The sequence below is a fragment of the Thermodesulfovibrio aggregans genome (assembly GCF_001514535.1).
GTDB lineage: Bacteria > Nitrospirota > Thermodesulfovibrionia > Thermodesulfovibrionales > Thermodesulfovibrionaceae > Thermodesulfovibrio > Thermodesulfovibrio aggregans.
In genome coordinates, this window is sequence record NZ_BCNO01000001.1 from 634,776 (window position 1) to 655,142 (window position 20,367).

Annotated in this window: 19 protein-coding genes and 1 rRNA gene; 18 read left to right on the forward strand and 2 right to left on the reverse strand. The window is 34.7% G+C overall.

The window, feature by feature from the left end:
- The 18 genes from TAGGR_RS03200 to TAGGR_RS03280 form a co-directional block, all read left to right on the forward strand.
- Positions 1 to 941, forward strand: a 941-nt coding sequence (locus TAGGR_RS03200) for an IS256 family transposase (RefSeq protein ID WP_082673538.1), incomplete at its 5' end; no start/stop codon positions are given.
- Positions 919 to 2,097 (forward strand): Aq_aa27 family P-loop NTPase, encoded by a 1,179-nt coding sequence (locus TAGGR_RS03205; protein WP_059175913.1) that lies wholly within the window; start codon positions 919 to 921, stop codon positions 2,095 to 2,097. The genes TAGGR_RS03200 and TAGGR_RS03205, both read left to right, overlap by 23 nt.
- Positions 2,094 to 2,234, forward strand: a complete 141-nt coding sequence (locus TAGGR_RS10410) for a hypothetical protein (protein ID WP_153000429.1) — start codon at positions 2,094 to 2,096, stop codon at positions 2,232 to 2,234. The genes TAGGR_RS03205 and TAGGR_RS10410 overlap by 4 nt, the downstream gene beginning before the upstream one ends.
- Positions 2,235 to 2,281: 47 nt before the next feature.
- On the forward strand, positions 2,282 to 2,506 hold the full coding sequence (locus TAGGR_RS03210; RefSeq protein ID WP_059175914.1) for a hypothetical protein: 225 nt from the start codon (positions 2,282 to 2,284) through the stop codon (positions 2,504 to 2,506).
- 2 nt (positions 2,507 to 2,508) lie between these two features.
- On the forward strand, positions 2,509 to 2,763 hold the full coding sequence (locus tag TAGGR_RS03215; RefSeq protein ID WP_059175915.1) for a type II toxin-antitoxin system RelE family toxin: 255 nt from the start codon (positions 2,509 to 2,511) through the stop codon (positions 2,761 to 2,763).
- A 24-nt stretch (positions 2,764 to 2,787) separates the two neighbouring features.
- Complete coding sequence (locus TAGGR_RS03220; protein WP_059175916.1) at positions 2,788 to 3,561, forward strand: undecaprenyl-diphosphate phosphatase; 774 nt, start codon at positions 2,788 to 2,790, stop codon at positions 3,559 to 3,561.
- Entirely contained in the window at positions 3,561 to 5,672 is a 2,112-nt protein-coding gene (locus TAGGR_RS03225; RefSeq protein WP_059175917.1) for a DNA translocase FtsK, read from the forward strand. The genes TAGGR_RS03220 and TAGGR_RS03225 overlap by 1 nt, the downstream gene beginning before the upstream one ends.
- 39 nt (positions 5,673 to 5,711) lie before the next feature.
- Positions 5,712 to 5,828: ribosomal RNA gene (rrf, locus tag TAGGR_RS03230) — 5S ribosomal RNA — on the forward strand.
- Positions 5,829 to 6,144: 316 nt separating this feature from the next.
- Entirely contained in the window at positions 6,145 to 6,348 is a 204-nt protein-coding gene (locus tag TAGGR_RS03235) for a cold-shock protein (RefSeq protein WP_012546429.1), read from the forward strand.
- A gap of 46 nt (positions 6,349 to 6,394) precedes the next feature.
- Positions 6,395 to 7,255, forward strand: coding sequence for a lipoyl synthase (lipA, locus tag TAGGR_RS03240; protein WP_059175918.1), 861 nt, complete (start codon positions 6,395 to 6,397; stop codon positions 7,253 to 7,255).
- Positions 7,242 to 8,393: an iron-containing alcohol dehydrogenase gene (locus tag TAGGR_RS03245; protein ID WP_059175919.1), complete on the forward strand. Its 1,152-nt coding sequence runs from the start codon at positions 7,242 to 7,244 to the stop codon at positions 8,391 to 8,393. The genes lipA and TAGGR_RS03245 overlap by 14 nt, the downstream gene beginning before the upstream one ends.
- Before the next feature lie 22 nt (positions 8,394 to 8,415).
- Entirely contained in the window at positions 8,416 to 9,624 is a 1,209-nt protein-coding gene (gene alaC, locus TAGGR_RS03250; RefSeq protein ID WP_059175920.1) for an alanine transaminase, read from the forward strand.
- A 9-nt stretch (positions 9,625 to 9,633) separates the two neighbouring features.
- The gene (locus tag TAGGR_RS03255; protein WP_059175921.1) at positions 9,634 to 10,914 is read left to right on the forward strand and encodes a homoserine dehydrogenase; all 1,281 of its coding nucleotides are present in this window, start codon (positions 9,634 to 9,636) and stop codon (positions 10,912 to 10,914) included.
- Complete coding sequence (locus tag TAGGR_RS03260; RefSeq protein ID WP_236698890.1) at positions 10,914 to 11,678, forward strand: HesA/MoeB/ThiF family protein; 765 nt, start codon at positions 10,914 to 10,916, stop codon at positions 11,676 to 11,678. Before TAGGR_RS03255 ends, TAGGR_RS03260 begins: the two co-directional genes overlap by 1 nt.
- The gene (locus TAGGR_RS03265) at positions 11,675 to 12,076 is read left to right on the forward strand and encodes a M67 family metallopeptidase (protein WP_059175922.1); all 402 of its coding nucleotides are present in this window, start codon (positions 11,675 to 11,677) and stop codon (positions 12,074 to 12,076) included. The genes TAGGR_RS03260 and TAGGR_RS03265 overlap by 4 nt, the downstream gene beginning before the upstream one ends.
- Positions 12,076 to 13,857: a penicillin-binding protein 1A gene (locus tag TAGGR_RS03270; protein WP_059175923.1), complete on the forward strand. Its 1,782-nt coding sequence runs from the start codon at positions 12,076 to 12,078 to the stop codon at positions 13,855 to 13,857. The genes TAGGR_RS03265 and TAGGR_RS03270 overlap by 1 nt, the downstream gene beginning before the upstream one ends.
- Before the next feature lie 3 nt (positions 13,858 to 13,860).
- Entirely contained in the window at positions 13,861 to 14,631 is a 771-nt protein-coding gene (locus TAGGR_RS03275; RefSeq protein WP_059175924.1) for a ParA family protein, read from the forward strand.
- The gene (locus TAGGR_RS03280) at positions 14,612 to 15,457 is read left to right on the forward strand and encodes a ParB/RepB/Spo0J family partition protein (RefSeq protein ID WP_059175925.1); all 846 of its coding nucleotides are present in this window, start codon (positions 14,612 to 14,614) and stop codon (positions 15,455 to 15,457) included. Before TAGGR_RS03275 ends, TAGGR_RS03280 begins: the two co-directional genes overlap by 20 nt.
- Here TAGGR_RS03280 and TAGGR_RS03285 read toward each other — a convergent pair.
- Both TAGGR_RS03285 and smc read right to left on the reverse strand, forming a co-directional pair.
- Positions 15,432 to 16,790, reverse strand: coding sequence for an FAD-binding oxidoreductase (locus tag TAGGR_RS03285; RefSeq protein WP_059175926.1), 1,359 nt, complete (start codon positions 16,788 to 16,790; stop codon positions 15,432 to 15,434). The genes TAGGR_RS03280 and TAGGR_RS03285 overlap by 26 nt on opposite strands.
- On the reverse strand, positions 16,787 to 20,242 hold the full coding sequence (gene smc / locus TAGGR_RS03290) for a chromosome segregation protein SMC (RefSeq protein WP_059175927.1): 3,456 nt from the start codon (positions 20,240 to 20,242) through the stop codon (positions 16,787 to 16,789). The genes TAGGR_RS03285 and smc overlap by 4 nt, the downstream gene beginning before the upstream one ends.
- Positions 20,243 to 20,367: the final 125 nt, after the last annotated feature.

The following is a 20,367-nucleotide window of genomic DNA, read 5'->3' on the forward strand; positions in this document are numbered from 1 at the left end:
AGATTAACATGCCCAGACTAAGAGAGACAGGTTTTCAAAGTAAGATAATTCCCAGATACATAAGAAGGCAAAGCCAGATAGATGAGATACTAAAGCAGATATTTATTTATGGAGCATCAACACGACTTACAGCTAAAGCCTTAAAACCACTTATTGGAGAAGTATCAGCTCAAACAATATCAAACATAGCAAAAAGTCTTGATGAGGATGTAAAGAAATTTCATCGGAGAGAAATTACTGAAAAGTATATGTATCTATTTTTAGATGCCATAGTTCTTAAGATTAAGACAGGTATAGGTTCTAAGAGCAGGGCTGTTTTAGCGGCATATGGAGTAACAGTGCAGGGGATAAGACAGATAATAGACTTCAGGGTAGTAGATACAGAAAGCGAGAACAAGTGGACAGGATTTTTACAGAATCTTCAGACAAGGGGATTAACAGATGATACATTAAGTCTGATAGTAACGGATGGGAGCAAAGCTCTTGAGAATGCAGTAGATAATGTATTTCCTCTTGTATTGAGGCAGAGATGCTGGGCACATAAAATGAGGAATGTAGCGAACTATCTTAGAAAGAAAGATGAAAAGGAATGTCTTTTTGAAGCTAAGAAAATATATAGTGCAGAGAATTTAAGAGAGGCAAAGAGAAACTTTCAGTTATGGGAGAGCAAGTGGGGTAGACTTTATCCTAAAGCAGTAGAGTGTATAAGGAAGAACTGGGAGCAATTGACAGCTTTTTACAAGACTCCGAAGAGTTTATGGAAGAAGTTAAGAACAACAAACATAATAGAGAGGGCATTTAGGGAAGTAAGGCGAAGAACGAGAACTATGAGTTGTTTTAATAATGTTGAAAGTATTGAAAGAATAATTTTTGCAGTGATAAGCCATTTAAACGAAAAATGGAGGAATACACCTATTTATGAATTTACACAAAATTATTGACATTACCAGAACGCAGGAGTTTATTGACAAAAGAAAGTTTCTTTATTTTAATCATGCTAACTGGGAGTTTTACATAAAGGAAAATGATCTTGCAGTCTCATATAATGCTAATTTAACAGATGAAGAATTGAGAGATAATCTGATTAAACTTGTCAATTTTGTCAACTCCTACTGGGAGTTTGCAGTTTACAAAGACAGAGAGGTTCTTAAGAGAGTTTTTGAGGCAATACTTTTTGCCTTTACCTCTCCTTTTGTCTATTTAATAAGAAAGTCAGTGAAGAAAAACAAAGGGGATGAAAAACTTGCAGAGATCCCAATAGTTTTAATTCTTGGCGGACTTGCAAACACAGGGAAAACAAAGCTTCTTTTGTTTATTAACAAACTTCTCGGTAACAACTTTGAAGTTTTCAACTACAAAGACATCTACACAAAAACACAGAGAATTCTGTACGATCTTTTCTATACAAACAATGTCTTTCCCATCCTGGTTGATGAGATATATGACAACTTCTTCAGAGGCGAAGGTGAGAGACTTATAAAAACTCTTACAAATACCATTACTGATCCTCATCCATGCCTTATTGGAACCTCTAATGTGGGATTCAGTGCAGAAAGTCAGGTAATAAGGCGCATTTACTACTTACACTTTGGCTCACCTTTTTCCGAAGACAAAAAAATAAAAGAAAAGGCTGAGAGATACTTTGAAGAAAAGGTAGGCATCGTTGATGATAGCCTATTCAGATATTTTTTAGGAGAGTTTGCAAAGAGAATGACTGAAGAAGAGTTTTTCAAAATAGAAGATCCCCTTTCAATGTCAAGAAAGATATTCATTAATATGTTTGAAAAAGCCGGAGTTGATGTTCCTGATTTTATAAGCCAGAGCCCCTGCGGAGACTACTACAAAATCGGAAGTCAGGAGTGGCAGGCTCTTTATCTTACAAGAAGAAAAGAGTTCAAAGAGATGAAAGACGAGGGAGAGAAGTATTTTGTGATTGATCTTAAAAGCATCTATGAGCCAAAAGATGCAGAACAGCTTAAAAATAAGCTCCCCCCAAGTGTTGTAAAATCATCGGGCACTCCTTTAATTCTTCATAAGGAAAGATTCCTTCAATTCATAGGACAGAAACAGGGATTTTTGAAAAGATTTTTTGCATGAAAGAGCCTCTTTTATACTATAAAACAAAGGAACAGATTGAGGAATACAGAAAAAAGCCTGTTGAACAAAAACTTATGTGGTTACAGCAGCAGATGGAGTTCTTTTACTATGCCATGAATGAAAAAGCTAAAAATTGACTTGGGTGTAACGGTTGTGTTACAAAAAACTAAAAGGAGGATTGAGAATGCCAGCAAAAAATCCAAGAATAAATGTAGTTCTGGAAAAATCTCTATATGAATCAATAAAATATCTCGCTCAAAAGGAAGGCGTTTCTCTTTCAATGAAATTGAGAGACCTTGTTAAAGAAGCTCTTGAAATTGAAGAAGACATTGTACTTGGCAGTTTTGCAGAAAAAAGAGAAAGAAGTTTTCAAAGAGATAGAGCTTTAAATCATGAAGAGGTCTGGTAGTATTGCCATTTGAAATTTTATATCATCCTGATGTCAAATTATATGACCTGCAAAATATTGATAAGAAAACAAGAGAAAAAATAAAAAATGTAATAGAAAAACGCCTTAGAGTTGCTCCTCAGCATTATGGAAAGCCTCTAAGAAAAACCCTGAAAGGGTACTGGAAATTAAGGGTTGGAGATTATAGAGTTGTATTTAAAATATCAGGTGATGAGATATGGATTTTAGGGATAATTCACAGAAAAGATGTATATTAAACAAGGACAGAATAGGAGGAAGTTGTGGAAGAACTTATTAAAGCAATTATACTTGGAGTTATTCAGGGAATTACCGAGTTTTTGCCAGTAAGTAGCACTGCACATCTTGTTATTACACCGTGGATTTTTGGATGGAATGGAACTGTTAATTCTCTGAGCTTTGACATAGCTGTTCATGTGGGCACCCTTTTTTCACTTTTTTATTGCTTCTGGAAGGACTTGATTGATATATTTGTAAGGAATAGAAAAATGCTTTTTTATCTCATTATCGGAACAATACCAGCAGGACTGGCAGGTGTAGCTTTTCATGATTTGATAGAGAATGAACTTAGAAATCCCCTGATTATTGTTTTTACCCTTGTATTTGTCGGTTTTTTAATGCTTATTGCTGAAAAATTAGGTAAAAGACAAAGAGATTCTGTAACTTTTTCGGATGCATTAGTAATAGGGACAGCTCAGGCAATAGCTTTAATTCCTGGTGTGTCCCGTTCAGGGATTACGATTACTGCAGGATTATTCAAAGGGCTTGATAGAGCCTATGCAGCAAAGTTTTCATTTCTGCTTTCAATTCCTGCGATTGGTGGTGCTGCATTTTTTGATTTTTATAAATCCATGAAAATTGGTTATGCCCATGATTACTCTCTCTTTTTTATTGGATTAATTTCAGCTGCATTTACAGGTATACTGGCAATAAAGTTTCTTCTCAATTTTCTTAAAAAGTATCCTCTTAATCTCTTCATTTATTACAGATGGGTTTTAGCAGGAGTTATTTTTCTGTTATATTTTTTTAGAAACTGATGCGACAGAAGCTGGTTTATAGAAAACCTGCAGTAAAAGCTATTGAAAAAAAGCCTGAGAATATTAAAAAACTCTCAGCATCAGATGTTTTTAAAACCATCTTATTAATCGCTCTTGCAGCTTATATTGCTGTAAGTCTTGTAAGTTATAATTTTTTAGATCCATCACCATTTACTTATACAAAATCAAAACCATCAAACTATGGTGGCATTGTTGGTTCATATATTGCAGAGCTTTTATTTAGTATTTTCGGTATTGCCACATTTTTAATCCCGCTATTTTTAGTTTTTTTAGCAATAAAAAAGTTTTTTGGTAAACAGACAAACACATGGAAAATACCCTGGTTCACAACTTTTTTATTCTCTCTATCTGTTATGCTTGAACCGCTGAGGAAAACTGTTGAGGCTTACAAGAAACTTCCTGAAGGCATCTCATGGATAGCCTTTCATTTAACCGAAAGATTCCTTTCAATTGCAGGAACCTATATTCTCTGGTTATCTATCTTTATTGCATCTGTTATTCTTATTAAGCCAGAATTAATAAGGAGAAAAGAAAAAGAGGAGATAAAAGAGCCTTTACCTGAGATTAATGAAGACATAAAGATTGTAAAGGTTTCAAAACCTGAGGAATCTGATAGAAAAATTGATAGTTCAGGAGTTGAAAGGCAGGTAAAATCAGAAAATATCAAAGAAAAACTGAGTACAGAGTCAGAGAAGAAAGGTTTTATAATTCCACCTATTTCTCTTCTTAAAATTGAAAAAAGTGAGGAAAACATATCAAAAGAAGAAATAGTAGCATCTGCACGAAGCATTGAGGCAAGATTTGCCGAATTTAGTATTCATGGAACAATAAAAGAAGTTCATCCCGGACCTGTTGTTACAATGTATGAGTTTGAACCTGCCAGTGGAATAAAGCTGAGTAAAATTATCACACTTAGTGATGAGCTGGCTCTCTCACTTAAAGCCCAGAGTATAAGAATATACCCAATCCCTGGAAGGTCTGCGATAGGCATAGAAGTTCCAAATAAAAAGAGGCAGATTGTAAGACTTGGTGAGATTTTGGGATCAGAAAAATTTCAAAATAGCGCTTCCTATTTAACTCTTGCTCTTGGGAAAGACATATATGGAAATCCTGTTATAACAGATTTGGCAAAGATGCCACATCTGCTTGTCGCAGGTGCAACTGGTTCAGGTAAAAGTGTATGTTTAAATACGATGATACTAAGTCTTCTTTATAAAACAACACCGCATGATGTAAAGCTTCTTCTAATTGATCCAAAACTTCTTGAGCTTTCAATCTATGAAAATATTCCCCATCTCATGGCACCAGTTATAACTGATCCGAAAGAAGCATCAGAGGCATTGAAGAAAGTAATAGTTGAGATGGAGCGCCGTTACAAACTTTTTGCATCAAAAGGATTCAGAAACATTGAAAGTTTTAATAAAACAGTCTCAGCGGATGAAAAAGTCCCATACATTGTTGTATTTATTGATGAGTTTGCAGACTTGATGTTTACTGCACCAACAGAGGTTGAACAATCTGTAACCCGAATCGCCCAGATGGCAAGAGCAGCAGGAATCCATCTTGTCGTTGCCACACAGAGACCAAGCGTTGATGTAATAACTGGTATAATAAAAGCAAATTTCCCCGCAAGAATCGCATTTCAGGTTACATCAAGGGTTGATTCAAGAACGATTCTCGATACACAGGGTGCGGAAAAACTTCTCGGAATGGGTGATATGCTTTTCATGGTTTCAGGTGTAAAAATAATAAGGGTTCATGGTGCCTATGTAAGCGAGGAAGAAGTAAAATCAGTGACTGAATATTTAAGAAATCAGGGAACTCCCGATTACTCCATTTTTGAATCAATTCAATTGCCACAGAATAAAAAAGAAGATGATAGAACAAATGGTACACAAACAGATGAGCTTTATGAAGAAGTTATTGAATACGCACGGCAGGTTGGAGAGATATCAATTTCACTTATCCAGAGAAAGTTCAAAATAGGTTATAATCGTGCTGCAAGAATAATGGATTTGCTTGAACAGGATGGACTTGTAGGTCCTCCACAGGGTGCAGGAAAGCCGAGAAAATTTTTAGGTAATTTTTAGCTTGCATTTTTTATAAACTCTGTGGTATTATAAAAATTGTCTGGTGGTTATACCGGAGGGGAAACACCCGTTCCCATTCCGAACACGGAAGTTAAGCCCTCCAGGGCCGATGATACTATGACCGCGAGGTCATGGGAAAGTAGGTCGCCGCCAGGCATTTTTTTATTTATATCATCTAATCTGCCCAAAATTATCGCCTAAATCACCTATAAACTGACATGATGCTTTTTTATAACAGATGTCTCAAAGATGAGATTTTTACATTCTTTTTGACAGATTCAGGATAATATTGCCTTTTGTAATCCAGGGTTTTTTCTTCACTTCTGAGCGGTTTTATACCTTCAGTAAATTTCCACTTAAAATTTTTCTTTACTTTTTTAAACTTTGCATGTTATAAAAGAGTTAGCTTTGCATTTTGCAAGCTTTTAGTACCTGCCGTAGGTGGGGAGATTAAAAGGAGGTTTTAAGAAGTATGGCTTTTGAAGGACGTGTTAAGTGGTTTAACGAGTCAAAGGGATTCGGGTTTATTCAGCAGGATGGCGGACAGGATGTCTTTGTCCATTACACTTCAATTAAAGGTGATGGATTTAAGACTCTGAAACAGGGTGACAGAGTAAAATTTGATGTTGTTGAAGGAGATCGTGGACCTAAAGCAGTTAATGTAGAAAAAGTCTGACAACACAGGGGACCCCAAAAGGGGTCCTTTCCCATAAACCTTTCCGATGCCTCTTCCAGAATGGGTTAAAACTCAACTTAGAGAAATAAAAAAAACTCAGAAATTTTTAAAAAATCGTAAATTAAATACTGTTTGCGAAACACTGAGATGTCCAAACAGAGGTGATTGCTATAAAAAATCAGTTGTTACTTTTATGATTCTCGGTAATGTTTGTACAAGAGGTTGTAAATTTTGTAATGCAGACAAAGGGATACCTGAAGCAGTAGATTCTCAAGAACCCTATCGGATTTCTCAAGCAATTCAAGAACTGGAACTAAAGTATGTTGTTATAACTTCACCGACAAGAGATGATTTAAAAGATGGTGGAGCAGAACATTTTGCATTAACAGTAAAAGAAATCAAAAAAATTAATCCCCTTGTTTTAGTGGAAGTTCTTGTCCCAGATTTTCAAGGGGATATAAACTCAGTAAAAAAAGTTTTAAATTCTGATATTGCAGTGTTTGCCCATAATGTAGAGACAGTGCCCTCTCTTTATGGCAATGTGAGACAGGGTGATTATGGGCGTTCACTAAAAATTCTTGAGTTTGCAAAAATTTATAATCCACAGATAATTACAAAGTCAGGATTTATGGTCGGAGTCGGCGAAAAGATGGAAGAAATTTTTCAGACAGTAAAAGATTTAAAGAATGCCGGTTGTGACATTATTACAGTGGGGCAGTATCTTCAACCTTCAAAAAAAGCTCTTCCTGTAGTAGAATATAAAAAAGTGGAAGTTTTTGATGAAATTGCTGATTTTGCCTTGAAAACAGGTATTAAAGTTGTTTTAAGTGCTCCACTGATAAGAAGTTCTACAAGAGCTTATGAAGCATATAAAGCAGTAAAGGAGGGAATATATGGAAAACTTTGAATTTTTTAATCCTACGAGAATAGTTTTTGGTAAAGATACGGAGAATAAAATTGGCGATATTCTGAAAAAAGACAGAATTAAAAAAGTTCTCTTTGTTTATGGAAAAGAATCAATAAAAAAGATTGGGCTCTATGATAGGGTTGTCATGGCATTAAAGGAAAGAGGTATAGAGTTTATTGAACATGGTGGAGTAAAGCCAAATCCTGTGCTTGGTCATGCAAGACAGGGAATTGAAAAAGCCAAAAAAGAAAAAGTAGATGCCATACTTGCAGTTGGTGGAGGCTCTGTTATTGATGAAGGGAAAACAATTGCGGTAGGCGCTAAAACTAAGAAAGATGTTTGGAGATTTTTTAAAAGACAGGATGAGATTAAGGGAGCTCTCCCTGTTTATACGATTTTAACTGTGGCTGCAACAGGAACAGAGATGAATGAGAATGCTGTAATTACAAATGAAGAAACTAAAGAGAAACTCTCAATCTCTTCCCATCATATATATCCTAAGGTGTCTATTCTCAATCCTGAATTAACCTTCAGTGTTTCTTCCCAATATCAGGCATATGCTGCGGTAGATGCAATTGCTCATGTAATAGAGTATTATTTTAGTGGTTCCTATTGTCCTATGATTCAAAATAGATTTATTGAAGGATTAATTAAAACAGTAATGGATACTACAGAGAGCATCCTTAAAGAACCTGACAACTACAATGCCAGGGCAGAATTTATGTGGGCTGCCACTCTTGCTTTAAATGGTCTTGCAAAGTTAGGTATAAAAGGAGGTAGTTTTCCAAATCATATGATTGCCCATGCATTGGGTGGTCTTTATGACCTTGCCCACGGAGCTTGCTTGAGTATTGTTATTCCTGCATGGATGAGATGGTATAAAGATAAAAATCCTGCCCAGTTTGAGAGATTTGCAAAAGAATTATTTGATAAAAATAAAGCTGAGGAAGGAATTTTAGAGCTTAAGACATGGTTTAAAAAAATTGGTGCACCCGTTAATTTACAGGATGCGGGGATATCGGAGTCAGATATACCAAAAATTGTTGACAACGCCTATAATATTGCTGAAGTATGGAATATGAAAGATATTTACACAAAGGATGTATTGACAGAAATATTAAAAAATGCAAATTATTAAATAAAAAACTGGAGGATTAAAAATGTTTGAATTTCCAAGAATTAAAAGACTGCCTCCTTATGTTTTTGCAGTTGTAAATCAGTTAAAAACTGAGTTAAGGAGAAAGGGTGAGGATATTATAGATCTTGGGATGGGAAATCCTGATTTGCCAACTCCAAAACATATTGTAGAAAAACTGTGTGAAGCAGCAAAGATTCCAAAGAATCACCGATATTCAGCAAGCAGAGGTATCACACAACTCAGATGTGCCATATCAGAATGGTATAAAAGAAGATTTGATGTTGACATAGATCCTGAAACAGAGGCAGTAGTTACAATCGGGTCAAAAGAAGGATTAAGTCATCTGTTGTTAGCAGCAGTACAACCAGGTGATGTAGTTCTTACTCCTTCTCCAGCTTATCCAATTCACCCCTATGGAGCAATAATCGCAGGTGGAGATGTAAGAACATTTAACATTTGTCCTTGCATGGATTTCTTCGAAGAACTTGAAAGAGCCTATAAAAATTCATGGCCAAGACCGAAGATTTTGATAATAAACTTTCCTCACAATCCAACAACAGCAGTGGTAGAGGATCTTGATTTCTTTAGAAAAGTGGTTGATTTTGCAAAGGAAAACAATATTATGGTCATACACGATTTTGCTTATGCTGATCTGGTCTTTGACGACTACAAGGCACCAAGCTTTCTTCAGGTTCCAGGAGCAAAGGATGTGGGAGTTGAGTTTTTCTCAATGACTAAAAGTTATTCAATGGCTGGTTGGAGAGTTGGTTTCTGTGTTGGTAATAAAGAAATAGTAGGCGCTCTTACAAAGATAAAGAGTTATCTTGATTATGGAATGTTTCAGCCAATTCAGATTGCCTCAATTGTGGCATTAAGAGGACCTCAAGACTGTGTTGAGGAAATAAGAAAAACCTATGAAAGAAGAAGAGATGTTCTTATCAAAGGACTGAATCAAGCAGGCTGGAGGGTTGACCCACCCAAGGCAACTATGTTTGTGTGGGCAGAAATTCCAGAACCTTTCAAAAAGATGGGTTCTTTAGAGTTTGCAAAATTTTTAATAAACGAGGCAAAAGTTGCTGTATCTCCGGGCATAGGTTTTGGTGAAGGAGGAGAGGGTTTTGTTAGATTTGCCTTAGTTGAGAACGAGCACAGAATAAGACAGGCATGTAGAGGTATTAAAAAAGCATTAAATCTTATGCCTCAAGTTAAAAAAATTAGAAAAGCAGGATAAGGAGGCAGAATGAAAAAAATCAATATTGGTATTATCGGTTTTGGAACTGTTGGCACAGGAACAGTAAAGATACTTCTTAATCAGAGAGATTTAATTAAAAAGAGAACAGGTTTAGATTTAGTTTTAAAAAAAGTTGCAGATAGAGACCTTGAAAGACCAAGAGATATATCTCTACCGAAGGAACTCTTAACTAAAGATGCATGGGAAATAATTAAGGATCCTGAAATTGATGTGGTTGTTGAACTTGTAGGAGGCACTACTATAGCAAAAGAGTTTATTCTTGAGGCTTTAAGAAATGGAAAACATGTTGTTACAGCAAATAAAGCTTTACTGGCAGAGCACGGTAATGAAATATTCAAAGAAGCTCTGCAGAGAGGTTTAAAAATAGGCTTTGAAGCTTCTGTCGGAGGAGGAATTCCGATTATAAAAGTGATAAAAGAAGGGCTTGTGGCAAATAAGATGCTTGCTATTTATGGAATAATCAATGGAACAACTAACTTCATACTTACGAAGATGACATATGAGGGAATTGATTTTCAGGATGCCTTAAGAGAGGCACAAACTCTCGGTTATGCTGAGGCAGATCCAACACTTGATATTGAAGGAATTGACTCAGCCCATAAAATAACAATACTGGCTTCTTTAGCCTATGGAATTCCCTTTAGCTTTAATAGTGTATACTGTGAAGGCATTACAAAAATAACTGCACAGGATATAGCGTTTGCAAAGGAGTTTGGCTATAAAATTAAGCTTCTTGCAATAACTAAAATTCTTGATGGAGAGATTGAGCTTAGAGTTCATCCTACAATGGTTCCAGAACATTATCTGATTTCAAAGGTTGATGGTGTTTTTAATGCCATATATGTGGAAGGGGATTGTGTTGGCTCAACTCTTTATTATGGGAGAGGAGCAGGAAGTATGCCTACAGGAAGTGCTGTTGTAGCTGATATTGTTGATATTGCAAAAGGTATAAATACAATGCCTGTTGATTTTTCAGAAAAATATACAATAAAACCAATGCAAGAAATAGAAAGCATGTATTATTTCAGATTTAATGCTCTTGATCGTCCTGGAGTTCTTTCAAAGATTTCAGGAGTTTTTGGAGAGCATAATATAAGCATTGCCTCAGTAATTCAGAAAGGAAGATCAAAGGCTGGTGCTGTTCCTCTGGTAATCTTGACTCATAAAGCTAAGGAAAAGGATGTTCTCAGAGCACTGGAAGAGATTGATAAACTGCCGGTGGTTTCTGATAAAAGTGTATTCATAAGAGTAGAGGGAGAAGAGAGTTAGTGCAGTATGCAACCATATCAGAGCGAGGTAAGTCAGATAGTGAGCCCTTCAGTTTGTCAAGATATGACCGACAGATTATTCTTCACCAAATTGGAGTAGAAGGGCAGAGAAAACTAAAAGATTCAAAAGTTTTAGTAGTTGGTGCTGGAGGACTTGGAAGTGTTGTATGTTATTATCTTGCCTGTTCTGGTATTGGATATATTGGAGTTGTTGATCCCGATATAGTTCAGTTAAGTAATCTTCAGCGACAGATTCTTCATAATGAAGAACACATTGAAATGCCTAAAGTTATTTCAGCAATGATAAATCTCAAAAAAATTAATAGTGAAGTAGAGATACTTCCCTATCCAGATGAGATTAATAAAAAAAATGTCTTTGATTATTTAAAATTTTATGATCTGGTGGTTGCATGTCCTGACAAATTTGAAACACGGAAAATTCTCAATAAAGCCTGTTTCAGGTTAAACAAACCTCTTATAGTGGGAGCAGTATCAGAATTTGAAGGGCAGGTTTTTGATGTAATTCCTCCTTATGGACCATGCTATGGCTGTCTTTTTGAGGAGGCGGTTGATGATACTACTACAAGAGGAATTTTAGCGTCAGTTGCAGGAGTAATTGGTTCAATTCAGGCAACAGAAGTAATAAAGCTTTTAATTGGTTTTGGAAAGCCCTTACATGGCAGGATGATTATCTATAATGCATTGGATGGAGTTTTTAGAGAGGTTAAACTTTCAAAAGATCCATCCTGTAGAATCTGTGAATGAGAATTAAAAAAGAAATCTTCCTTGAGATGATAGAACATTGTAAGGGTTGTTTTCCTTATGAAGCCTGTGGAATTCTCGGAGGAAAAGACAGTATTGCAACAGAAATTTATAAAATAAAAAATATTGAGACCTCTTCAGTGAGTTATTTTATGGATCCAGTGGAGCAATTAAAGGCAATGAAGGATATGAAAAATAAAGGGATTGAAATGATAGGTATATTCCACAGTCATCCCTATGGTTTTGCTTATCCATCAAATAAAGACATAGAACTGTCTTTTTATGATGTCTGCCATGTTATAATCTCTTTAAATCCTGAGCAGGAAAATCTTAATTTTGAAGCCAGAGCATTCAAGATAAAAGATGGAAAAGTTTACGAGGAAGAATTAGTCATTGAATAATGAAGACAAAAATAATATATGCCATAGTTTTTTTCATTCTTTTTCTTATTGGTGCCTTTGCAGGTTACATATACTGGCTCTTTTCAACTTTGCCAGATGTAAAGTCATTAGAAAGTTATAGACCCTATGAATCATCGATTGTATATTCTTCTGATGGTCATGTTCTTACGGAATTTTTTTATGAGAGAAGAAAATTCGTTCCATATTATGAGATTCCTGACCTTATAAAAAAAGCTTTTGTTGCTGCCGAGGATGTTAGATTCTATAAACATCCTGGGGTTGATATTATTGGTATTATGCGGGCTCTTTACAAGGATATAAAGGCAGGCAGTATCGTTGAAGGAGGAAGCACGATTACACAGCAACTTGCAAAGATGTTATTTTTAAAGCCTGAAAAAAGCATTACAAGAAAGATTAAAGAAGCACTACTTTCTGTACAGATTGAAAAGCGATATACAAAGGATGAGATAATAGGACTTTATCTAAATCAAGCTTATTTTGGCAATAGAGCTTATGGAATTGCAGCAGCAGCAGAGACTTATTTTGGAAAGTCTTATAAAGAGTTGAAAGTTTCTGAGATTGCATTACTTGCAGCTTTACCTAAAGCTCCATCATCTTTTAATCCGTTTAAAAGACCTGATATTGCAATAAAAAGAAGAAATATCGTTTTACAGAAAATGTTTGAAGAGGGATTTATCACAAAAGAACAGTACACTGAAGCAATCAATGAACCTCTTCCACAACATCCACATTGGAGGCGTTTTGAAGCACCTTATTTTGTTGAAACTCTAAGACAGGAACTCGAAGCAAAGTATGGAGATAGGCTTTACAGAGATGGATTAAGAATTTACTCTACCATTGACTATAATCTTCAAAAAAAAGCAGAAGAAGCTGTAAGTAAGGGTATTGCAGAGATTCATAAGAGAGCAAAGCCACCAGTACAGGCAGCATTGATTGCTATTGACCTTAAAACAGGTTATGTAAGAGCTTTGGTAGGAGGAAGTGATTTTTGGGAAACCCAGTATAACAGAGTATTTTCTCTGCGACAGCCAGGAAGTGCTTTTAAGCCATTTGTTTATGCTGTTGCTCTTATAGAGGGATGGAGCCCTGATGATACAATTCTTGATGCTCCCGTAAGCTTTCCAGGGGCTGTACAGGGAAAAAGTTGGAGTCCGAGAAACTATAACAACGAGTATTATGGTGAAGTTCCACTTCGTAAGGCTATTGCTCTCTCATTAAACTCTGCTACAGTCAGGCTTGCTTCTCAGGTTGGAATTAAAAAAGTTGTGGAATTCGCTAAAGAGTGTGGTCTTACTTCAAAAATCCATCCATATCTTTCAACTGCACTGGGAGCTTCTGATGTAAAACTAATAGAGTTGACAGCAGCCTACTCAGTTTTTGCAACAGGTAAGAAAATAAAACCGATTTTTTATGAAAAATTAACTGATCACAATGGTGTAACTATTGAAGAAAATAAACCAGAGATAGAAACAATACTTCCTGAGGAAATTGTTGAGCAGATGAGAGAACTTTTAAGAGAAGTTGTTCTCTCAGGAACAGCGCAGAGAGCAAAGGAACTCAAAAAAGAGGTATATGGAAAAACAGGAACAACAAATGATTTTTCAGATGCATGGTTTGTAGGATTTGACGATAACTTATTAGTTGGTGTATGGGTAGGACGAGATAATCATAAGCCTATAGGACCAAAAGAAGCGGGTGCAAGAGCAGCTCTACCAATATGGATTGATTTCATGACAGATACAGTTCAAATGTTAAAATAAAAAATGGGTAAAATAATAGCAATTGTCAATCAAAAGGGAGGGGTTGGAAAAACTACCACAGCTTTAAATTTAGGTGCCTGTCTTAGTATTGAAGGTAAAAAAGTCCTTCTGGTAGATTCAGACCCTCAGGGAAATCTTACAACAGGTATAGGAATAGAAAGAAATAAACTTAATTCAAGTTTATATGACCTCTATATTAATGCTTATTCTCCAGAGAGCGTAAAAATAAGCACAGCCTTTGAAAATCTCTGGATAATTCCATCAACAATAGACCTTGTTGGAGTTGAAGTAGAGCTTGTTCAGAAACCAAATAGAGAGTTTATATTAAAAAATATTTTATTTTCGATGATTTCAGATTTTGATTATATTTTTATCGATGCACCTCCCTCACTTGGCTTGCTTACACTTAACTGTCTTGTGGCAGCTCATTCTCTTTTAATTCCTGTTCAATGTGAATACTATGCTCTTGAAGGTCTTGGACTTCTAATGAGAACTTTTGAGTTGGTTAAAACTAAGCTTAATCCAGCGCTTAAAATTGAAGGGATTCTTCTGACAATGTTTGATGTGAGAAACAGTCTTTCCCGTCAGGTTGCTGAAGAAGTGAGACGTTTTTTTGGTAAAAAGGTTTATAATACAGTAATACCAAGAAATGTAACACTGGCAGAAGCTCCAAGTTATGGAAAACCTGCCGTGTTTTATGATATAAAATCTAAGGGGTCGCAGAGTTATTTAACTTTTGCTATGGAGTTTTTAAATGAAGAAAGCGCTTGGTAAAGGGCTTGATGCTTTAATACCCAAAAAAGAGGAATCACTTCTTGAAATTGAGATAGAGCGAATTGTTCCGGGACAGGCTCAACCAAGAACAGATTTTAACGAAGAATCTCTAAAAGAACTTGCCCAATCAATTAAGGAAAAGGGAATTATTCAACCAATTGTTGTATCTCGTGTTGGAGATGGTAGTTTCAGAATAATTGCCGGGGAAAGGAGATGGAGAGCAGCAAAGATTGCTGGGCTAGATAAAGTTCCTGCAGTTGTAAAAGATGTTTCACCTGCTGAGGCTGTTGAGATTGCTCTCATTGAAAACATTCAGAGAGAAGATCTTGATCCTGTTGAAACAGCTTTAGCTTTTGATAGACTTCTCAGAGAGTTCAATATAACACAAGAGGAACTTTCAAAAAGAGTTGGTAAAGACAGAGCTACAATTTCAAATTACCTTAGAATTCTCAGGCTTACTGATGAAGTAAAACAATATCTTAAAGATGGAACACTAACAATGGGGCATGCTAAAGCGATCCTATCAGTCGAAGACCCTCAAATACAGATAGAAATTGCTAATATGATAATAAAAAAATCGTTGTCTGTAAGGCAGACTGAGGAGCTTGTTAAAAAATTTTTAAATAAAGTAGATAAACAAAAACCTTCAATCAAAATTATTCCCGAAATAGCAGAACTTGAGGATAAATTGACTTCAGAACTTGGCTATAGAGTCAAAATTTTACATAAAGGCAAAAAAGGAAAACTTGAAATATTTTATAACTCCCTTGATGAGCTTGAAGGAATACTTCAGAAAATCTTTAAAAAATCTTTCCTGGATTCATAAATCCTTTAGGATCAAAAACTCTTTTTATAGCCTGCATCAGTTCAATCTGTTTTCTTCCTAACTGAATATCAATATAAGGTTTTTTTGTTATTCCAATTCCGTGTTCTCCTGAAATAGCTCCGCCAATGGTAACAACAAATTCAAAGATTTTTTTCACAATTTCAAATCCTAATTTTTTCTCTTCTTCATTGTTTTTTTCAACTAAAATGTTTACATGAATATTACCATCTCCAGCATGTCCGAAAGAGACAATAGGGATATTTGATTCTTTTGAAATTTGATTTAATCTTACAAGTGTTTTTGAAAGATTATCTATGGGAACAGAAATATCAATGTTTATTTTTTCCCTGTCTATTATTTTAAGAAGACATGGTGAGATGCTTCTACGGGCTTTCCATAAATTTTCTCTTGAGTAGTAGTCTGTGGCAACCTGGGTTTCTCCTTTAAATTTCCGGGCAATCTCAACAATTTTTTCGCCCTGTCTCTTGATGGAAGTTAGTTCTCCATCGAGTTCAACAAGAAGCATTGCTTCAACCTGAGTTGGAAGACCAAGTTCATAGTTTTTTTCAATTAAACTTAAACAGGAACTGTCAAGAAATTCAAGGGTTCTTGGAGTTATTCCAGAACCAATGATTTTTGGGACAGTCTTTCCAGCAGACTCAATTGAGTCAAAAGTTATAAGAAGGGTGATAATATCTTCTGGTTGAGGTAAAACTCTTAAAGTGATATTGGATATAATTCCAAGTGTCCCCTCTGAACCAATTAAAAGTTCTTTTATTTCATATCCAGTAACCCTTTTAAAACTTTTATTTCCAAAAGTAACAACTGTTCCAGTTGAAAGAACAACTTCAAGAGCTAAACAGTAGTTTCTTGTAACTCCATATTTTATTGCCCGGGGACCACCAGCATTTGTTGCTACATTGCCTCCTATTGTGCAGTAATCAAGGGATGCAGGATCTGGTGGATAAAAAAGTTCGTAAATCATGAGCTCCTTCTGAAGTTCTCCATTTATTACACCTGGCTGAACAGTGGTAGTAAAATTTTCTGGATTAATCTCAAGAACTTCTCTCATTCTTTCAAGGCTAATCACAACTGTTCTTGTACCAACAGGCACAGCCCCACCTGCCATCCCTGTTCCAGCACCTCTTGGAACTATTTTTAATCCTTTAGCTGTTGCCCATTTAACTACTCTTACTATCTCTTCAGTGTTTTTGGGCCAGGCAACAAACTCTGGAATAGAACCCTTTGCATATGAGGCATCATAGCTGTAGCATATAAGATCTTCTTTTTCGTCTGATATTTCTATACCTTCAAGTAGTTTTAAATTTTTCATGCATATACCTCGGCTTCTTTTAGCTCTAAAGAAATTACTGATGATACTCCCTCCTCCTGCATTGTAACGCCATAAATGTAATCGGCAATTTCCATCATGAGCTTGTTGTGAGTTATGATTAGAAATTGTGTATTCTTGCTTAACTCTCTTATTAATTTTCTTAGCCTTAGAGTATTTACATCATCAAGTGGAGCATCAACCTCATCAAGGATACATATAGCAGATGGACGAATACTAAAACAGGCAAAAACAAAAGCTAAAGCAGTTAGAGTTTTCTCCCCTCCTGAAAGAAGGTTTATATTTCCTGTTTTTTTACCTGGTGGTTGAACTCTTATTTCTATTTCAGAGTCAAGTATGTTATTTTCATCAGTTAGCATAATTTCAGCTTTGCCTCCTTCAAATAGCTCAATAAATAGATTTTTGAATCTCTCCTGTAGCAGATTGAATGTTTCTCTTAGTTTTCTTTTTGTTAGAGAATTAATTTTTTTTATTGCTTCTTGAAGTTCCTCTATGGATGTTACGATATCCTGTCTCTGTTTGATTAGAAACTCATATCTTTCCTTAACTTCTTCGTATTCTTTCAAAATCTCTATATCAACTGCTCCGATATCTTTAAGCTGATTTTTAAGTTTAGCTATCTGAGGTTTAAAGGTATCAGGTTCCTCAACTGTTTCTATTTCTTCTTTAATTATGTCAATCCCGTAAATGTTGTAAATTTCTTGCCATAGATTTTCAAGTTTGATTTTTCTTTCTCCTTCAAGAGTTTTTTTATCTCCAATTTCTGCTGTGATTTGCTGTAGTTTTTCATTTATGCTTTGATAATTTTTTTCCATTTCTGTTAGATCTTCTCTTTCTTTCTGAAGTGTTGCATAGAGTTCATCTCTTTGTTTTTTTATCTTTTCTATTTCAAAAGAAAGTGTTTCAATTTTTCTAAGTATATCTGTTTTTTCCTTTTCAATCTGGGATACTCTTATTAGACTCTGTTCGATTTCTTTCTCATTTTTCTGTTTTTTCATAAAGAGCTTTTTACTTTCTTCATTCAGTCTGTTTATTTCTTTTGTTTTATTATGCTGTCTTTCTTTTAATGTGGAAAGCATGATTTTTTTATTAGAGAGTTCTTCCTTTTGAACTTCATTTTTCTGAAAAACTTCTTTCTGTTTATTTTTTAAATTTTCAATTTTACTTTCTAATTCATCAATTCCAGAGTTAAGCTCTTCAATCTCAAAACGGGTTTTTTCGAGTAGTTTTGTACTGTTAGATATTTCATTTTGGATAAACTTTTCTTCATTTTCCAGATACTTTAATCTCTGTTTTGTTTGTTCAAGTTCCCTATTAATGCCTTTATATTTCTCCTCCGCTTTAAAAACTTCCTTTTGAATTTGAGAGATCTTTGATCTCATATTTTCCAGCTCTTCTTTAAGTTGTTGTTTTAAATTTTGCATTTTGTCAATTTCTCGCTGTAAAGATTCAATCTGTTTTGATATTTCAATTTTCTCTCTATTTAAATCTTCAAACATCCTTTTCTTCTTAAGCAGATCCAGAGTTTTACCTGTTTTTATAAATCCATCCTGAAACAAGACAACACCATCTTTTGTTACAAATATGGAATTTGGAAACTCTTTTTTAATCTGGATTGCTTCTTCAAGATTTTTTACAATATAAACATTATCAAATATTTCTTCAGGAATTCCTGGCTCTTTAATTTTTATGAAATCTTTAACTTTTTGAGCATTCTGAGGTCCTTCATGGTCGTTATTGATTGTTTGTAAATTTATATTATTTTTCAAAAGAAACCAGCTTTTACTTTTGTAATTTCTAATCACTTCAATGTTTTCTATTACTGAAGCTTTAAGTTTTTCCTCAAGTAAAGCCTCAATCAATTCTTCAACTTCGGCGCTTACATCAATGCATTCAAAAAGGAGTTTATAATTTTTGTTTTCCTGCCATATTTCTGCAGAAAGAGCTTCAATTTTTCCACTTATTGCCGCTTCTTTTTTCTTTTTTTCAATTATTAGCTGAGTTTTTATTTCTATTTCTTTTTCTAACTGGGAAAGTTGATTTTGAACAGTATTTTTTCTTTGATTCTCGGAATGTAATTTTTCCTGTAGCTTTTTTATATCGTACTGAATTTTTTGAATGTCCATTTCCAGTTGATTTATTTTTTCATTTATCTCTTTTTTTCTCATATTTATTGAGTTAAACCTGTTTTGAGTGTTTTCAAGAGATTTTTTGATTGAATGGTAATAGTTTTTCTTATTTGCCAGTTCAGTGGTGAGATTAAATAGAATTTTTCTATTTTTTTCAAGCTCTTTTTCGATATCATTTATCTCTTTATAAAAGTCAATAAGTGCTTTTTCTCTTTCAGAGATTTCTTTTTCAAGGCTAGAAATATTTTCTTCGTTCTCAGCATATTCGACAGAAGCCTTCTTTAAATCATCGGTGATTTTTTCTATTTCCTTGTCCAGTGTGGAAGTTTCTTGTTGAAGTTTATTTATCAATTCCTCCCTATTCTTTTTTTCCTGAATAAGGAGAGCCTGTTGGTTTTCTGATTTTGCTTTTTCCATCTCTTTTTGTTTAAGTTGTTTTTCTTCTTCCTGTATGGAAGTTTCAATATGGAAAATTTTATTTTTCTGGTCTTTGATTTTGTTTAAGACTTTCGTATTTTCTTCTTTCAATTCTGATTGTTTGTTTTCAAGAACTTGAATATCTTCCTGAATTTTCTTGATTTCTTCAAGAAGAGTCAAGCTTTCGGTTTTAGAAACCTTCAATTCCAGATTTTTTAATTCTTCCATGATTTTTTTAAACTTTTCAGCTTTTTTAGCCTGCCTTTCAAGTAAAGAATACTGTCTTTTCAGTTCATTGATTATATCTTCTATTCTTTGTAAATTTTCCTGAGCTAATTGAAGTTTCCCTTCAGATTCTGTTTTCTTAAGTTTATATAGTGAAATTCCAGCACATTCCTCTAAAAGAGACTTTCTCTGGGAAGGCTTTGATAAAATTTCACTAATTTTAATCTGGTCAATTATTGAGTATGTCCTTATGTCAACTCCCTGTGAAAGGAATATTTCTTTTATATCTTTAAGTCTTGCCTGTTTTCCATTAATTATGAAAAAAGATTCTCCTGTCCTGTAAAATCTTCTTTTTATTTCAATTAATTCAGCCTCTGGTTGTCCTCCATTTTCTGATTCCTTTAGAGATTTCACGAGAATTGTTACTTCAGCAATGCCTTTTTCTTTCTTGGTTTGAGAGCCCTGAAAGATGACTTCTTCCATTTTTTCGCCTCTCAGGATGCGGGGATTGTGCTCTCCAAGTACCCATCTGAAGGCATCAACAATATTGCTCTTGCCTGCTCCATTTGGACCAACAAAGCAGGTTATTCCTTCATTAAGTTCTATTCTTGTTTTTTCAGGGAAAGATTTAAATCCGTTTAGTTCAACCCATTTAATCTGCATTAGAATATTTTAGCTTATTTTGCTTTTAAAAGCTTTAATGTAAGCATAAATTTTTTTTATTTGACCAAATAGGCATAACTATTTTACTGTTGATAGACACGAATTTTTATGCTATAATTTCAAAA

Coding starts and splice junctions, on each gene's coding strand:
- TAGGR_RS03265 (WP_059175922.1), top strand. CDS start 11,675: ATGAGAATTAAAAAAGAAATCTTCCTTGAGATGATAGAACATTGTAAG.
- TAGGR_RS03275 (WP_059175924.1), top strand. CDS start 13,861: ATGGGTAAAATAATAGCAATTGTCAATCAAAAGGGAGGGGTTGGAAAA.
- TAGGR_RS03210 (WP_059175914.1), top strand. CDS start 2,282: ATGCCAGCAAAAAATCCAAGAATAAATGTAGTTCTGGAAAAATCTCTA.
- TAGGR_RS03205 (WP_059175913.1), top strand. CDS start 919: ATGAATTTACACAAAATTATTGACATTACCAGAACGCAGGAGTTTATT.
- TAGGR_RS10410 (WP_153000429.1), top strand. CDS start 2,094: ATGAAAGAGCCTCTTTTATACTATAAAACAAAGGAACAGATTGAGGAA.
- TAGGR_RS03270 (WP_059175923.1), top strand. CDS start 12,076: ATGAAGACAAAAATAATATATGCCATAGTTTTTTTCATTCTTTTTCTT.
- alaC (WP_059175920.1), top strand. CDS start 8,416: ATGTTTGAATTTCCAAGAATTAAAAGACTGCCTCCTTATGTTTTTGCA.
- TAGGR_RS03255 (WP_059175921.1), top strand. CDS start 9,634: ATGAAAAAAATCAATATTGGTATTATCGGTTTTGGAACTGTTGGCACA.
- smc (WP_059175927.1), bottom strand. CDS start 20,242: ATGCAGATTAAATGGGTTGAACTAAACGGATTTAAATCTTTCCCTGAA.
- lipA (WP_059175918.1), top strand. CDS start 6,395: ATGCCTCTTCCAGAATGGGTTAAAACTCAACTTAGAGAAATAAAAAAA.
- TAGGR_RS03245 (WP_059175919.1), top strand. CDS start 7,242: ATGGAAAACTTTGAATTTTTTAATCCTACGAGAATAGTTTTTGGTAAA.
- TAGGR_RS03225 (WP_059175917.1), top strand. CDS start 3,561: ATGCGACAGAAGCTGGTTTATAGAAAACCTGCAGTAAAAGCTATTGAA.
- TAGGR_RS03280 (WP_059175925.1), top strand. CDS start 14,612: ATGAAGAAAGCGCTTGGTAAAGGGCTTGATGCTTTAATACCCAAAAAA.
- TAGGR_RS03235 (WP_012546429.1), top strand. CDS start 6,145: ATGGCTTTTGAAGGACGTGTTAAGTGGTTTAACGAGTCAAAGGGATTC.
- TAGGR_RS03285 (WP_059175926.1), bottom strand. CDS start 16,790: ATGAAAAATTTAAAACTACTTGAAGGTATAGAAATATCAGACGAAAAA.